We start from the raw sequence: 13,378 nt of genomic DNA on the forward strand, positions 1-13,378 counted from the left end.
TTGTTCACCACCAATAACAACGGGAGAGAGCATGACGATGAAAAGAATGTGCAGCGCGCTTGCCGCGCTTTCAGCAGCCAGTTTCACCATCACGGCAAGCGCCCAGGAAGGCGGGCCTACCGTCACCATCAGCGGCTTTGGCACCGCTGCCCTGACCTCCACCGACACCGACGACGCAGAATTCATCCGGCCCAACCAGGCATCCGGCGTGAAGAAGGATTGGCGCACCGGCGTCGACTCGAATTTCGGCATCCAGGCCACGGTCAAGGTCAACGACATGATCTCGTTCACCGGCCAGGGCCTGGTGCGCAAGGACGCCATCGACCATTACCGCGCCCAGGCCGCGTGGGCTTTCGCCAAGTTCAAGCTCAACGACGATTTCAGCGTGCGCGTCGGCCGCATGGGCGCGCCGATCTACATGATTTCCGACTTCCGCAATGTGGGCTATGCCAACACCATGCTGCGCCCGCCCGCTGAAGTCTATCGCCAGGTCACGCTCGATTCCTTCGACGGCGTCGACGTGCTGTACCAGCACAGCTTCGGCGATACCTCGCTGAGCGTGCAGCTTGGCACCGGTCGGGCCGACGTCGACCAGCCGGCGCAGAACATCGAGTTCCGCAAGATGCTGCTGCTGCACGTCGTGGCGGAAAACGGCCCGTTCACGCTGCGCTTCGGCCGCGCCCAGGCCGACTTCAGCGTGGTCGACAACCCCACGCTGACCGGGCTGGTGACCACGCTGCGCACCGTGGGCCTGGCTTCGGTGGCGAACATGATGCCGCTGAACGACGTGAAGGGCACTTTCACCTCCGTAGGCGGCACCATGGACTGGAAAAACGTGGTGCTGCAGGCCGAATACGCCATGCGCCGCACCGATACGCTGATCGTGCACGACACCAACTCGTGGTACGCGATGGCTGGCTACCGCTTCGGCAAGTTCCTGCCCTACTACTACCACGGCAGCATCAAGCAGAAGTCCGACCGCAGCGTCGCCGGCTTGCCCACCAGCGGACCGCTGGCGCCGCTTGCCGCGGGCGTGAACGGCCTGGCCAAGGCGGCCCTGCAATCGTCCGACGCGATCGGCGTGCGCTGGGACTTCTACAAGTCGCTGGCACTGAAAGTACAGGTCGACCACATCAAGCCGAAAGATGGCCCCGGCGCATTCATCAATTACAAGCCTGGCTTCAATGAGTCGGTGAATGTGTATGCGGTAGCTCTCGACTTCGTGTTCTGAGGAGGCAGCCATGGACAAGCGAATCAAGCCGCTGCTTGCCGCAGCGATGTTGTGTGCCGCCCTGCCCGCGCTGGCAGCCGAAATTGTGGTGATCGTCAATCCGAAGAACCCGGCCTCGCGCATGTTCAGCGAGCAGGCGGCCCAATTCTTCCTCGGCAAATCGACCTTGTTCACGCCGGTCGAACACACCGAAGGCCCGCTGCGCAATGAATTCAGCCAGAAGGTGCTGGGCAAGGACAGCGCCCAGGTCAAGGCGCAGTGGTCGAAGCTGGTGTTTACCGGCAAAGGAACGGCGCCCAAGGAGTACGAGTCCAGCGCCGAAGTGAAGAAAGCCGTGGCAGCCGACGTGCAGGCTATCGGCTATATTGAGAAATCCGCCGTCGACGACAGCGTCAAGGTCATCCTCACCGTGCAGTAAAAAAAAGGGGACGTACCCATTAAGGGGGACGTACCCTTTTTTTTAAGGGATACGTCCCCTTTTTTCATGCGATGATGATGGCAATGCGCCATCCCGTCCTCCCCTACACCGTCGCCATGCTCATGCTGAGCACCCTGGGTGTCTACGTCCAGGAGGCGGGCCTCGATCCAGTCACCACAGTGTTCTTCCGCTGCGCCATCGGCGCCCTTGCGCTGGCGCTCTATTGCGGCTGGAAAGGCATGTTCAGGCGCGAGAACATGCCGCCGCGCGCATTCAGGCTGGCGGCCTTCAGCGGCGTGCTGATGGTGGTGAACTGGGTGACGTTCTTCGAAGCGATCCGGCGCATCGGCATCGCGGTCGCCACCATTGTCTTCCACGTGCAGCCCTTCATGGTGCTGCTGCTCGGCGCGCTGATCCTGCGCGAACGGCTGGCGGCCAACAAGCTGGCCTGGGTGTTACTGGGCTTTGGCGGCCTGGCGCTGGCCTGCGGCGTGCGCTTCGACGCGCCGATGGACGCCAATTACCTGCTCGGCATCGCCAGCACACTGACCGGCGCCCTGGCCTACGCGGGCGTAACGCTGGCCACCAAGTCGATGCGCGGCACGCCGCCACACCTGACGGCCCTGGTGCACTGCATGGCCGGCGCGCTGCTGCTGGCCGCCTTCACCAGGATTCCCCCCGGCGGCCTGGACGCCGCGCAATGGGGCTGGCTCGCCACCCTCGGCCTGGTGCCCACTGCCCTGGCCTACGTAATGATCTACGGCGCCACGCCGCACATGGAAACGGCGGCGATCGCGGTACTGACCTTCATTTATCCCGCAGCGGCGGTGTGCTGGGACTACGTGGTCTATGGCCACCTGATCAGCGCGTGGCAGGTCACGGGCTTCGCCCTGATCATCCTGGCCAGCCTGGGCGTCAATCTCGATTGGCGAATTGCTGTCGGAAAACTTTACAGTCGATAAATGCTTCTTGCATAAGTCATTGATTTATTTACGTGGCACAAGATTTGCTTTAAGGCATTCCTGTTTGACCAACAATAATTATGGAAACCTTAATGAAATTCAAAGCAATCCTCGCCGCACTGGCAGCAGCCGCCACCATCCCGGCGTCGGCATCCGTCCTCTACTCCAACAATTTCGAAGCCAACGCGAACGGTTTCACCGGCGCCGGCTTCCTGACCGGGACCCAGGGCTACGGCCAGGTGGGTTTTGGCAACCAGATGCTGCGCAACTCGGCCGCGGGCAATCCAGCAGCCGCCTCGGTCCTGAACCTGAATCTTGAAGGCGCGGTCAGCGACGCCACGCTGAAACTGTCGTTCGGCGCCATCGATTCGTGGGATGGCAGTAACTGCTGCGGCCCGGATTACTTCAATATCCGCGTCGACGGCACCCTGCTGTACCAGCAGAACTTCGACACTTTCGGCGCATCCGCTTCCGACTCGCACCTGACCCTGCTGTCCCACACCCACCTCGGTTTCTCCGGCTCGGAAGACCAGGCCTATAACATGACCTTCAACCTGGGCAACCTGGCTGCCGGCGTGCACACCATCGAGTTCTTCGCTTCCGGCAACGTGTGGCAGGCAGGCGACGACGAGAGCTGGGCAATCGACAATCTCAGCGTTGACGGCGAGCGCGCCGCGCCTCCGGCCGACGTGCCGGAACCCGTCAGCGGCGCCCTGCTGCTGGGCGGCCTGGGTGCAATGGCCCTGGTACGCCGCCGTCGCCGCGCCTGATCCCTTCCAACGCGCGCCTCAAGCCGGCGCGCCGAACATCGCTTCGGCGCGCTGGAACAGGATCCACGAAGTAGCCACATATTTATCGCCGCTGCGCGATACATTTCCCTTGTGCGTATGGGTGAAGCCGGCCGGCGCGATGATCAGCCGGCCCTGGCGCGCTTCCACCTTGCGCTGCTGATAGAAGAACTCCGTTTCCCCGCCCTCCGCCACGTCGTTCAGGTAGAACTGGAACAGCAAGGCGCGGTGCAGCGTTTCACAACTGGCATTCTGCGGATAGATCTCGGAATGCCAATGGTGGTAGCCGCCGCTGGCCTGCAGGTATTTCTGCACATTGATCGGGCCGCAGCGGTACATGGACTGGATCAGCTCCGCCAGGTAGGGCCGGCCGCAGCGCTCGAAATTGTCGATATTGAGCGTGACCGGCTGGCCGCTCTCCGGATCGGCCACGCGCGGCGACAAGGCGCCGGTCAGCAGCATGCGGTACTTGTCCATGTAGGCCGACAGGTGGGTCAGCACGCTGGCCATCATCAAGTTCGACACATCGTTCCATTCCGCGTGCTGGCTGATGGTCAGGTCGTAGCTGTCCTTCTTGGCCACGTCCACGCCCTGCCCGGTCTTGCCGCGCACGGCTTTGCCGCTGGCTTCGAAGCGCGCCAGAATTTGCTGGCATTGATCGGGCGTCAGGGCGCCGTCGTAGATTTCAATAAAGTCGTCCATGCCGGGCAGCATACGGCAAAACCAGGCTCCGTTTGTCCAGTTTGAGACAGTGACTTTCAAAATGTCTCATTCTTAACAAATGTGTATGCCAAATTCAACAGCTGGATACAACTGGAGACATTTCGATAGATTTCTTGCGTTTTTCTCCATACACTCAGTCCTGTCGAACGCAAAATCTTTGCGATACGGCAAATAATATTCGCGCCGAACAACGGCCCGGGGACATACACCTTACACAAGAGTGGGAGAATTTCCATGGTTCAAAAGCAATTCCAGGTTTCGAAAATCGCTGCCGGCGCCAAGCTGCTGGCTGCAGTAGTTGCTGTCGGTGCTGCTGGCCAGGCTTTCGCCGCCAACGACACCACCCGCGTCATCGTGCAATTCCAGCCAGGCAAGGCAGCCGCCATGAAATCGGCCGTCGCTGCTGCCAAGGGCAACATCAAACATGAAATCTTCGGCATGGACGCGATGGCGATCGAAGTGCCGACCCAGGCCATCAAGGGCCTGGAACACAACCCGAACGTGATCCTGGTTGAAGAGGACGTCAAGCGCCAGCTGTTCGCCACCACCTCGCCTTCGACCGGCACCCCATACCAGCTGGGCCAGCTCGTACCATGGGGCATCAAGGCTGTGCAAGCGGACCAGCTGTCCGATGCGAACACCTCCAACCGCAAGGTCTGCATCATTGACTCCGGCTACGACAACGCCCACGAAGACCTGAACGGCAACGTGGTGACCGGCGAGTACGACTCCGGCACCGGCAACTGGAATACCGACGAAAACCACCACGGCTCGCACGTTGCAGGCACCATCGCCGGCATCAACAACGGCCTGGGCGTGGTTGGCGTGAACCCGAACAAGAAGCTGAAGCTGCACATCGTCAAAGTGTTCGGCGCTGATGGCTGGGCATACTCCTCGACCCTGGCAACTGCAGCCAACAAGTGCGGCGCAGCCGGCGCGAACGTGATCTCGATGTCCCTGGGCGGCGGCCGCTCCAGCCAGACCGAGAAGAAAGCCTTCGACACCCTGCAAACCAAAGGCGTGCTGTCGATCGCCGCAGCAGGCAATGACGGCAACACCGTGATTTCCTACCCAGCCGGCTACGCCAGCGTGATGATGGTCGCCGCTGTGAACGAGAACAAGCAATGGGCCGACTTCTCGCAGTACAACAGCAAGGTTGAAATCTCCGGCCCAGGCGTGGCTGTGCTGTCGACCGTGCCGATGGGCGCCGGTTCCGAATCCCACCTGAGCGTAGGTTCGACCGTGTACACCCCAGGCGATATGGACGGTTCGCCAAAAGTGACCCGCACTGCTCCGCTGGCTGACTTCGGCCTGGGCGATGCGGTCAACAGCTCGGTATCCGGCAAGGTCTGCCTGATCCAGCGCGGCACCGTAGACTTCGCGACCAAAGTGTCGAACTGCCAGGCATCCGGCGGCGTTGGCGCCATCGTGTACAACAACGCAGCAGGCAGCTTCGGCGGCACCCTGGGCACGACCGTGACCAGCATCCCATCGGTCACCGCGACCGACGTTGACGGCGCAGCGATGAAGAACCAGCTCGGCCAGTCCGCGACTGTGGAAGTGAAGCCGACCAACTACTCCTTCTACGACGGCACCTCGATGGCAACCCCGCACGTATCGGCTGTAGCGGCGCTGGTATGGTCCTACTTCCCAAGCTGCACCGGCTCGCAGATCCGCGCCTCCCTGACCAAGTCCGCACTGGACCTGGACGTGGCCGGCAAGGATAACAAGACCGGTTACGGCCTGGTGCAAGCCAAGGCAGCCTACAACCGCATCCAATCCCTGGGCTGCGGCAACTAAGTTACTGCTTTCTCCAAGCACGAAGGGCGCCTCGCGGCGCCCTTTTTTTATTCGGGGTCAGGTCTGTCAATCGGACAGTTAGCGCAATCGTTTGATCTAGCTCAATACGCGAAATCATCGAAATTTGCGTATTGAGATAAATCAAGGAACCCGCATGGGTGTCCAAATGACAGACCTGACCCCGACTTGGGGTTACTGGAAGCGCTCGTTTCCTACGATGGCGATATTGCGTACCCCGAGCCGCTGGGCCGTGGCCAGCACGCCGGCTACGACCTTGTATGGGGCGAGGCCGTTGGAGCGCAGCTGGATGCTGTCGTCGCCTTTCAGCGCCGCCAGCTTTTCTTCCAGCGCGGCGCGGCTTGCGAGCTGGGCGCCGTTCCACCACAGCGTGCCGTCGAAATCGACTTCCAGCGTCTGGGCCAGCTTCTCGATAGCGCCGCTGTGCCGCGGCATGTCCATGCCGATGGAATGATTGGCTTTCGGGATGGTGACGATCAGCATGATGATCAGGACCAGCATGACGTCAATCAGCGGCGTCATGTTCAGCTGGTTCAGGGGCTCGGCTTCGGCCGATGGTGCGGACAGTGCTGCATTGCGTGCGTAACGCATGGTGCCTCCTCGGGTTAGTGTTAGCAAAACGATCAACTCCGGAGTGAAGCCAATATACCGCGTGGAAACAACAGTTGCGAAAATTTTAGAAGGCGCCCTCTAACTCAACCCATGTCGGCGCGTGGTCGCTGGGCTTCTCGCGGCCACGCACTACCCGGTCGACATCCGCGCCGCGCAGGAGCGGCGCCAGCACCGGATTCAGCAGGAGGTGATCGATGCGCAGGCCGGCGTCGCGGCCAAAGGCGTTGCGGAAGTAATCCCAGAAAGTGTAGATCTTTTCGTCGGGATGCATCGTGCGCAGGGCGTCGGTCCAGCCCTGCCCCACCAGCTTTGCGAAGGCTGCGCGCGTTTCGGGGCGGAACAGCGCGTCGTCAACCCAGCGCTCCGGCTTGTACACATCGAGCTCGGTCGGCATCACGTTGTAGTCGCCGGCCATGATGACCGGCTTTTTCGACACTACCAGTTCTTCTCCGCGCGCTATCAGGCGATCGAACCATTTGAGCTTGTAATCGAATTTGGGACCGGGCGCCGGATTGCCATTGGGAAGGTACAAGCATGCAACCAGCAACTTGCCCACCATCGCTTCGATATAGCGGCTCTGTACATCTTCCGGATCACCGGGCAAGGCGCGGCCAAGTTCCACCGGCGTGGTGCCGCGGGCCAGGATGGCAACGCCGTTCCAGCTTTTCTGTCCGTGCCAGATGGCGCCATAGCCGGCGTCGTTGATTGCAGCTTCGGGGAATTTTTCGTGCGGGGCTTTCAGCTCCTGCAGGCACACCACGTCAGGCTGGGTCTCATTCAGCCATTGCAGCAGCGCCGGCAGGCGGGCGCCGATTCCGTTGATGTTGAAGGTCGCGACTCGCATGGCGACCATTATGCATAATCCCGGTCAGTTGCGGCGCATGACGATGGCGGGCAGGCGCTGGCCGCTGCCGGAGGCGAAATAGCCCTCGATTTCGCCGATTTCGGCAAAGCCTTCGGCGCGGTAGATGCGGCGGGCCGCATCCCATTCGGGATTGACGATCAGGATCGTGCTGCGCAAGCGTGGGTGGCGGGCGAACATTTCGACCAGGGCGTCGCGGAACAACCGGCGCCCCCAGCCAGTGCCGCGTGTTGCGGGATCGACCACCATGGAGGAAACGTAGACTTCTTCGCCGTCTGGCACATGGGCTTCGGCTGCAGCATGGTTGCGCGCGAAGCGGGCTGAATTGAAGCCCTGCTCCAGCGGCCAGAATTCGGCACAAAGGTAGCCGTACAAACGCTTTGCTTCGCCGGCCAGCACCCAGCATCCTTCGGGCGCGGAAGACAAGCGCTCGGCAAAAGCTTCCTCAGTTTCCTGGATCGCCTCCGCAAAACCGGCGCGCTCAAGCCGCATGATTTCGGCCATGTCGGCCATCGCGGCTGGCCGCAGGGTGAAAGACATTACTGCTGCTTCGGGCAGCCTTGCGCCACGCTGCGCACTTTGAAGGCTGCGACGGATTCGCCTTCGGTTACTACCTTCAGGCAGATGCCGTCATACGACACGAAAAAGTGCGTGCACTGGCCGCTGGCGGCCTCGCAAGACCGCAGTTCGGGGAACTGCCCCTGGAGCTGGCGCTCCCATTCGGACGAGGCATCGCGGTGGTCGGCACGCCAGCCCGCATCGATGACTTCCTTGCGCGCCTTGGCGTATTTCATGCCTACGAGGTTGTCCCAGGTATTGGTTGGCTGGGGGGCGGCGGCTGCAGTGCCGACGGCCAGGGCCATCGAAAACGCCATAATCAATCGGGTGACATTCATGAATTGTTCAGGATTATTATTAAGAACTAAATCAATTATGCCACGCAGAAATAGCCCCCGGCCAGTGTTATATACAACATTTCAGGAATTTGCGACGCACACTACAACCTTGCCGAAATTGCTGCCTCGCAACAAACCGATCAAGCCCTGCGGGGCCTGCTCCAGGCCGTCCAAGACATCTTCGAAAACCTTGATTCTGCCCTCTGCAACCCAGGCCGACATGTCGCGGGCGAAGTCCTCATAGCGGGTCTCGTAGTGATCGAGGATGACCATGCCCTGCATCAGGATGCGCTTTTGCAGGATGGCCGACATCACTTTGGGCAACCGGTCTTCGCCGTGCAATGCACCATTCTGATTGTATTGGGCGATCACTCCGATCACCGGAACACGGGCGCCGATGTTCAATAGAGGCAACACTGCATCGAAAACGGCTCCGCCCACGTTCTCGAAGTAGACGTCGATGCCGTCCGGCGCCGCCTCGGCCAGCTTTTGCGCCAGTTGCGGGTCATGGCGGTCCAGGGCGACGTCAAAACCCAGTTCGTCACGTGCAAACGCCACCTTGTCGGCGCCGCCGGCAATGCCAATCACGCGCGCGCCTTTCAGTTTGGCCAGTTGGCCGACGATGGAGCCGACCGCGCCGGTCGCCGCCGCCACCACCACCGTTTCGCCCGGCTTGGGCTGGCCAATATCCAGCAGGCCGACATAGGCGGTGAAGGCAGGCATGCCCAGGCCGCCCAGCGCCAGCGATGGCTGTTTCATGTCGCCCAAGGCGCGCAGGTCGCTACCATCGGACAGCGCGTAATCCTGCCAGCCGGCGTTGCCAAGCACGATTTCGCCTGCCTTGAAAGCGGGATGGCGCGATGCCACCACGCGATTGACGGTGCCGCCCACCATCGTAGCGCCCAGCTCCACGCGCGGCGCGTAGGCTGGCGGGACTTCGTCCATCAAGTTTCGCATGTACGGGTCGAGCGACAGGTAAAGGGTGCGCAGCAGGACCTGGCCTTCGCCCGGTTCCGGCACCGGGCCTTCCTCGAGGCGGAAGTCGGCCTGCACAGGCTCGCCATGCGGGCGCGAGGCCAGGACAATGCGGCGGTTGGTAGTGGCAGTCATTTTGATGCTCCCTTCAGTATTAGACCAGTCGTCTAGTCGACAATTACAAAAAAGGCGGGAGGCCTGCGTCACATTCCCGCCCGGTTCACGCTTGCAGCGTTTGATTCAGTACTTGCTGCGTTCCCGCCATGGCCGTATCAAGCGGCGCACGGTCATGGTTGATCTTGGCGAGCAGGCTCGCGCCCACCCAGCTCTGATACAGGGCAACGGCCAGCACTTTGGCGTCCAGGCCTTGCGGCAGCGAACCGTCGGCCATGCCGCGTTCAATGCATTGCGCCAGCCGCGTGGTGATGCCGCTGACGCCGCGATGCAGCGATGCGCGCAGGGCTTCAGACAAATCGCTCACTTCCGCGCCCAGCTTGACGGCCAGGCACTGGCTGGATTCGCCCAACTGGCATTCGCGCCAGTCCTCGAAGTAATTCTGCAGGCCTTCGCGCCCGGTGGCTCCCTGCGCCAGCAGATCGTCGATGCGCGCCAGGGTCCGCTCGAAATAGCTGTCGATGACGGCCGCTCCAAAGACTTCCTTGGAGCCGAAGTAATGATAGAACGAGCCTTTCGGCACCCTGGCGGCGCCGAGCAGTTCTGTCAGCCCGACGCCGTTAAAACCCTTGTGCATGAACAGCGGCATCGCCGCATCGATAATGCCCTGGCGAACGTCGGCGTAATTGGTAGAAGTCATGAAATACAGTCTAGACCGAATTAGACCAGTCGTCTACAAATATTTTTGACCCAGGTCATGTCGAGGCCGAACAGGCCCGTGGCACCATGGGCGCATGAAGATCCGCAAAACATTCCTGGCCGCGATGCTGGCCATGCCGGTGCTGGCAATGGCTGCCGCGCCTGTCGTCAACGTCTACAAGAGCGCGACCTGCGGCTGTTGCGAAGCATGGGTCAAGCATTTGCGCGACAACGGCTTCAAGGTGGAGGCGTACAACGTCGCCAACCCTTCCGACATGCGCGAGAAGATGGGCATTCCTGACCGCTTCGGCTCCTGCCACACGGCGGTGGTGGACGGCTATGCGATAGAAGGCCATGTGCCGGCAGCGGACATCAAGCGCCTGCTGGCATCAAGGCCAAAGGCGATAGGCCTGGCTGCGCCGGGCATGCCGCTGGGCTCACCGGGCATGGAGGGGCCGCGCAAGGACGCGTACGACGTGCTGATGGTACTGCCCGATGGCTCGTCCCGGGTCTACCAGCGCTACAACTAGAGTGCGAGCAGCAGCAAGGCGACACCGGCCACCGCCAATAGTGCGTGGCCGACCATGACGGCGCTGGGTATCAGCACGCCCTGCTGGTGACGGCCCAGGTTCATCCACACGCCGCCAGCAGCAGCCAGCAGCAGCGCCAGCAAGCCAAGCTGCGCGAAATCCGGCACATGCGAGAAGATTGTCACGTACGCCAGCAGCGTCACGCCGGCTGCGGCGATAAAGCCGTGCAGCATGGCGATCCAGTGCGGTGGATTAGCCTTTTTCCCCAGGCGGATCAGCGCCATGACGATGCCGCCGGCAGCGGCAACACCGAACAGCACACAGGCAACAAATAATATTGTTTGGGTATCCATGCGGGCATTCTGCGCCCCTGCCTGTGGCCGTTCGGTGCGCTGGCTCACGCAGGCACTATACTGTCGGCCCTGCGCCGGAAAACAGAGCGCAGGGCAAGACAATCTTTACCTCGTGCAAAAAAATGGAAGCAAAGCCTGAACTCCGCAGCCTTGCGTTGCAATGCCTGGTCGAACCCGATCCCGCTGCCAAAGTCGCTGCCGTCGCCGCCATGGCCGAAGCCTGGGCCGGCGGCGCACTCGCACTCGATGCCGCGTCCGCGCTGAGCGCGCCGGATGCGCAGATACCCGGCCGCCCTGCCCGCCCTGAACTGGTGGCGCCGCGCCTGGTGGGCCGCCGTTCCATGGCAACCGTGGAGGGACGGGCCATGCTGGTGCACGCGCTGGCGCATATCGAGTTCAACGCCGTCAACCTGGCGCTGGATGCGATGTGGCGCTTCCCCGCGATGCCGGAACAGTTTTATACCGACTGGCTGCGCGTGGCGAAGGAAGAGGCCTATCACTTCTCGCTGCTGTCGGCCCATCTCCTTACGCTTGGTTGCGCCTACGGCGACTACAGCGCGCACGGCAGCCTGTGGGAAATGGTGGAGAAGACCACCGGTGACGTGATGGCACGCATGGCCCTGGTGCCGCGCACGTTGGAAGCGCGCGGCCTCGATGCCATTCCACCGCTGCGTGCCAAACTGTCGCAGGCCGGCGACGAGGCGGCGGCCGCCATCCTCGACATCATCCTGCGCGACGAAATCGGCCATGTGGAAATCGGCAACCGCTGGTACTGGCACCTGTGCGGCCTGCGTGGAATCGACCCGATAACGACCTACGACCAACTGGTGGTAAAGTACAAGGCCACCGTACGCGGCCCGTTCAACATGGAAGCACGCCGCAAGGCAGGCTTCAGCGAGGAGGAGCTGCGCGCGCTACCTGACCAATGACAGGAGCCCCTATGCCGCGCCTGAACTTTATCATTGCAACCATCCTGCTGGCGGCCAGTGCCGCACCAGCGATCGCCGGCCCGAAAGGCTGGACTGCCTTGAATGCCAGCCGCACATACACGGCGATTCCCGTCGCCAGCGACGACACCGTCAATCCCTTGCGTGGGTATTATCGCTGGCAGAACCAGGAGCTGGTCCCGCAGTCGGCGCCGGCCAGGGACGCCTACCGCCGCTATTACTGGAAAGACCTGGAAACCGCCGAAGGCCAGTACAACTTCAGCGCCATCCTGAACGACCTTGCCTTGGCAAGGAGCCAGGGCCGCAAGTTCGCCTTCCGCCTGCGCACGATGGCGGGCTATGACGACAACGTGGTCTATGCCCCGGCCTACATCGTCAACAACGCCAATTGCCAGGCAGGCTGCGGCTTCTGGGCCGACACCGATACCACGGTCCCCGGCCAGACCTTCATCCCCGACTGGAACGACCCGTGGCTGCAACAGCGCTCACGCGCCCTTCTCACCGCGCTGGCCAGCGCATTAGGCCCGAACAATCCGGACCTCGCATGGATCGACGTGGGCATGTACGGCCAATACGGCGAATGGGCACTGCGCTCCAGCGCCTACGCCAACCCACCGGCCGGCATCACGCCTGCGACCGATGCCAGCAAACGCGAATATGCGAAGATGCATTTCGAGGCATTCCCCAACCAGCAGCACGTGATGTTCATCCCCTACTCCAGCAAGGATGCGCTGACCTTCGGCCTGCTGGAACAAACCATCACGAGCCGGCCGGTAGGCTTGCGCGCGGATTGCCTGAGCCGCTACGGTTATTTCGACCAGTGGACCAACCGTCCCGCCGAATGGGCGGCCTTTGCGGCTCAATGGCAGAAGGCGCCGTTCGTGTCCGAATTCTGCCCGTTCAGCAGCGGCGATCCGCAGAACAATCCCGCCACGGCACGCCAGCAGGCCGCCGCCTTCCATATCACGCTGTTCAGCAACGGGAATTTCGAGACCAGCCGGCCGGATGCCGAGCGCTGGGGTGCGCTGTCCGTGGCCGAACAGAATGACTTGCTGATGATGGCGCGCGAATCAGGCTATCGCTACGCCGTCGCCAGCAGCACCGTCAACCTCACTGCCGGCGGCGCGCTGACGCTGACAACGACGCTGCGCAACGACGGCAGCGCACCGGCCTACGAAACGTGGCTGGTGAAAGCGGAACTGGTGAATGCTTCCGGCACGGTGGTGTGGACGGGTCAGACTTCCGCCCAGCTGAAGTCCCTTCTGGGCGGCGGCGCCAGTGCCAGCTACCAGGACAACTGGACGCTACCGGCACTACCGACGGGCGACTACCTCTTGCGGCTGGCAGCGCGCGATACCAGCGCCTCGCCGCGCGCGCCCTTGAAATGGACCATCGGCGAACGCGCCGGCGACGGCACGCTGGCAGTGGCAACGCTGCGCCGCCGTTAGGC

General features: G+C 62.1%; 16 protein-coding genes. 8 read left to right on the forward strand and 8 right to left on the reverse strand.

Annotation, left to right across the window (positions count from 1 at the left end; translation table 11 throughout):
• Positions 1–31: 31 nt before the first annotated feature.
• The 4 genes from ACN9M3_RS19845 (at position 32) to ACN9M3_RS19860 (ending at position 3,381) form a co-directional block, all read left to right on the forward strand.
• Entirely contained in the window at positions 32–1,231 is a 1,200-nt protein-coding gene (locus ACN9M3_RS19845) for a porin (protein WP_426318400.1), read from the forward strand.
• A gap of 10 nt (positions 1,232–1,241) precedes the next feature.
• Positions 1,242–1,649, forward strand: coding sequence for a hypothetical protein (locus tag ACN9M3_RS19850; protein ID WP_426318401.1), 408 nt, complete (start codon positions 1,242–1,244; stop codon positions 1,647–1,649).
• An 83-nt stretch (positions 1,650–1,732) separates the two neighbouring features.
• Positions 1,733–2,611 carry a DMT family transporter gene (locus ACN9M3_RS19855; protein WP_426318402.1) on the forward strand — a complete coding sequence of 293 codons (879 nt, stop codon included), beginning with the start codon at positions 1,733–1,735 and terminating at the stop codon, positions 2,609–2,611.
• 92 nt (positions 2,612–2,703) lie between these two features.
• Positions 2,704–3,381, forward strand: coding sequence for a PEP-CTERM sorting domain-containing protein (locus tag ACN9M3_RS19860; RefSeq protein WP_426318403.1), 678 nt, complete (start codon positions 2,704–2,706; stop codon positions 3,379–3,381).
• A gap of 18 nt (positions 3,382–3,399) precedes the next feature.
• On the opposite strand, the gene ACN9M3_RS19865 is transcribed toward ACN9M3_RS19860, so the two are convergent.
• A complete protein-coding gene (locus tag ACN9M3_RS19865; protein WP_426318404.1) occupies positions 3,400–4,101 on the reverse strand; it encodes a 2OG-Fe(II) oxygenase in 702 nt (233 codons plus the stop codon).
• Between the two features lie 255 nt (positions 4,102–4,356).
• Here ACN9M3_RS19865 and ACN9M3_RS19870 point away from each other — a divergent pair, with 255 nt between their 5' ends.
• The gene (locus ACN9M3_RS19870) at positions 4,357–5,922 is read left to right on the forward strand and encodes a S8 family serine peptidase (RefSeq protein ID WP_426318405.1); all 1,566 of its coding nucleotides are present in this window, start codon (positions 4,357–4,359) and stop codon (positions 5,920–5,922) included.
• A 192-nt stretch (positions 5,923–6,114) separates the two neighbouring features.
• Here the strand turns inward: ACN9M3_RS19870 and ACN9M3_RS19875 are convergent, their stop codons facing one another.
• The 6 genes from ACN9M3_RS19875 to ACN9M3_RS19900 all read right to left on the reverse strand — a co-directional run bounded on the left by ACN9M3_RS19875 (position 6,115) and on the right by ACN9M3_RS19900 (position 10,099).
• Complete coding sequence (locus ACN9M3_RS19875) at positions 6,115–6,531, reverse strand: ExbD/TolR family protein (RefSeq protein ID WP_426318406.1); 417 nt, start codon at positions 6,529–6,531, stop codon at positions 6,115–6,117.
• Between the two features lie 85 nt (positions 6,532–6,616).
• Positions 6,617–7,396: an exodeoxyribonuclease III gene (gene xth / locus ACN9M3_RS19880; protein WP_426323805.1), complete on the reverse strand. Its 780-nt coding sequence runs from the start codon at positions 7,394–7,396 to the stop codon at positions 6,617–6,619.
• A gap of 24 nt (positions 7,397–7,420) precedes the next feature.
• Positions 7,421–7,954 (reverse strand): GNAT family N-acetyltransferase, encoded by a 534-nt coding sequence (locus tag ACN9M3_RS19885; protein WP_426318407.1) that lies wholly within the window; start codon positions 7,952–7,954, stop codon positions 7,421–7,423.
• Positions 7,954–8,310 (reverse strand): hypothetical protein, encoded by a 357-nt coding sequence (locus ACN9M3_RS19890; RefSeq protein WP_426318408.1) that lies wholly within the window; start codon positions 8,308–8,310, stop codon positions 7,954–7,956. Before ACN9M3_RS19890 ends, ACN9M3_RS19885 begins: the two co-directional genes overlap by 1 nt.
• 81 nt (positions 8,311–8,391) lie before the next feature.
• Complete coding sequence (locus tag ACN9M3_RS19895; protein WP_426323807.1) at positions 8,392–9,426, reverse strand: NADP-dependent oxidoreductase; 1,035 nt, start codon at positions 9,424–9,426, stop codon at positions 8,392–8,394.
• 79 nt (positions 9,427–9,505) lie between these two features.
• Positions 9,506–10,099 carry a TetR/AcrR family transcriptional regulator gene (locus ACN9M3_RS19900; protein WP_426318409.1) on the reverse strand — a complete coding sequence of 198 codons (594 nt, stop codon included), beginning with the start codon at positions 10,097–10,099 and terminating at the stop codon, positions 9,506–9,508.
• Positions 10,100–10,193: 94 nt separating this feature from the next.
• On the opposite strand from ACN9M3_RS19900, the gene ACN9M3_RS19905 reads away from it, so the two are divergent.
• Positions 10,194–10,628, forward strand: a complete 435-nt coding sequence (locus tag ACN9M3_RS19905; RefSeq protein WP_426162263.1) for a DUF411 domain-containing protein — start codon at positions 10,194–10,196, stop codon at positions 10,626–10,628.
• Here the strand turns inward: ACN9M3_RS19905 and ACN9M3_RS19910 are convergent.
• Positions 10,625–10,981, reverse strand: a complete 357-nt coding sequence (locus ACN9M3_RS19910) for a hypothetical protein (protein WP_426162264.1) — start codon at positions 10,979–10,981, stop codon at positions 10,625–10,627. The genes ACN9M3_RS19905 and ACN9M3_RS19910 overlap by 4 nt on opposite strands.
• A gap of 122 nt (positions 10,982–11,103) precedes the next feature.
• On the opposite strand from ACN9M3_RS19910, the gene ACN9M3_RS19915 reads away from it, so the two are divergent.
• Positions 11,104–11,910: a ferritin-like domain-containing protein gene (locus ACN9M3_RS19915; RefSeq protein WP_426318410.1), complete on the forward strand. Its 807-nt coding sequence runs from the start codon at positions 11,104–11,106 to the stop codon at positions 11,908–11,910.
• A gap of 11 nt (positions 11,911–11,921) precedes the next feature.
• Entirely contained in the window at positions 11,922–13,376 is a 1,455-nt protein-coding gene (locus ACN9M3_RS19920; RefSeq protein ID WP_426318411.1) for a DUF4832 domain-containing protein, read from the forward strand.
• Positions 13,377–13,378 lie beyond the last annotated feature (2 nt).

Origin of the sequence: Pseudoduganella sp. R-43 (assembly GCF_049913255.1) — a bacterium.
Classification (GTDB): domain Bacteria; phylum Pseudomonadota; class Gammaproteobacteria; order Burkholderiales; family Burkholderiaceae_D; genus Rugamonas.

What these genes read in the sequence shown, in the direction of transcription:
- ACN9M3_RS19845 (WP_426318400.1), top strand. Translation starts at nt 32, where the DNA reads ATGACGATGAAAAGAATGTGCAGCGCGCTTGCCGCGCTTTCAGCAGCC.
- ACN9M3_RS19870 (WP_426318405.1), top strand. Translation starts at nt 4,357, where the DNA reads ATGGTTCAAAAGCAATTCCAGGTTTCGAAAATCGCTGCCGGCGCCAAG.
- ACN9M3_RS19915 (WP_426318410.1), top strand. Translation starts at nt 11,104, where the DNA reads ATGGAAGCAAAGCCTGAACTCCGCAGCCTTGCGTTGCAATGCCTGGTC.
- ACN9M3_RS19920 (WP_426318411.1), top strand. Translation starts at nt 11,922, where the DNA reads ATGCCGCGCCTGAACTTTATCATTGCAACCATCCTGCTGGCGGCCAGT.
- ACN9M3_RS19900 (WP_426318409.1), bottom strand. Translation starts at nt 10,099, where the DNA reads ATGACTTCTACCAATTACGCCGACGTTCGCCAGGGCATTATCGATGCG.
- ACN9M3_RS19910 (WP_426162264.1), bottom strand. Translation starts at nt 10,981, where the DNA reads ATGGATACCCAAACAATATTATTTGTTGCCTGTGTGCTGTTCGGTGTT.
- ACN9M3_RS19860 (WP_426318403.1), top strand. Translation starts at nt 2,704, where the DNA reads ATGAAATTCAAAGCAATCCTCGCCGCACTGGCAGCAGCCGCCACCATC.
- ACN9M3_RS19855 (WP_426318402.1), top strand. Translation starts at nt 1,733, where the DNA reads ATGCGCCATCCCGTCCTCCCCTACACCGTCGCCATGCTCATGCTGAGC.
- ACN9M3_RS19885 (WP_426318407.1), bottom strand. Translation starts at nt 7,954, where the DNA reads ATGTCTTTCACCCTGCGGCCAGCCGCGATGGCCGACATGGCCGAAATC.
- ACN9M3_RS19850 (WP_426318401.1), top strand. Translation starts at nt 1,242, where the DNA reads ATGGACAAGCGAATCAAGCCGCTGCTTGCCGCAGCGATGTTGTGTGCC.
- ACN9M3_RS19890 (WP_426318408.1), bottom strand. Translation starts at nt 8,310, where the DNA reads ATGAATGTCACCCGATTGATTATGGCGTTTTCGATGGCCCTGGCCGTC.
- xth (WP_426323805.1), bottom strand. Translation starts at nt 7,396, where the DNA reads ATGCGAGTCGCGACCTTCAACATCAACGGAATCGGCGCCCGCCTGCCG.
- ACN9M3_RS19905 (WP_426162263.1), top strand. Translation starts at nt 10,194, where the DNA reads ATGAAGATCCGCAAAACATTCCTGGCCGCGATGCTGGCCATGCCGGTG.
- ACN9M3_RS19875 (WP_426318406.1), bottom strand. Translation starts at nt 6,531, where the DNA reads ATGCGTTACGCACGCAATGCAGCACTGTCCGCACCATCGGCCGAAGCC.
- ACN9M3_RS19865 (WP_426318404.1), bottom strand. Translation starts at nt 4,101, where the DNA reads ATGGACGACTTTATTGAAATCTACGACGGCGCCCTGACGCCCGATCAA.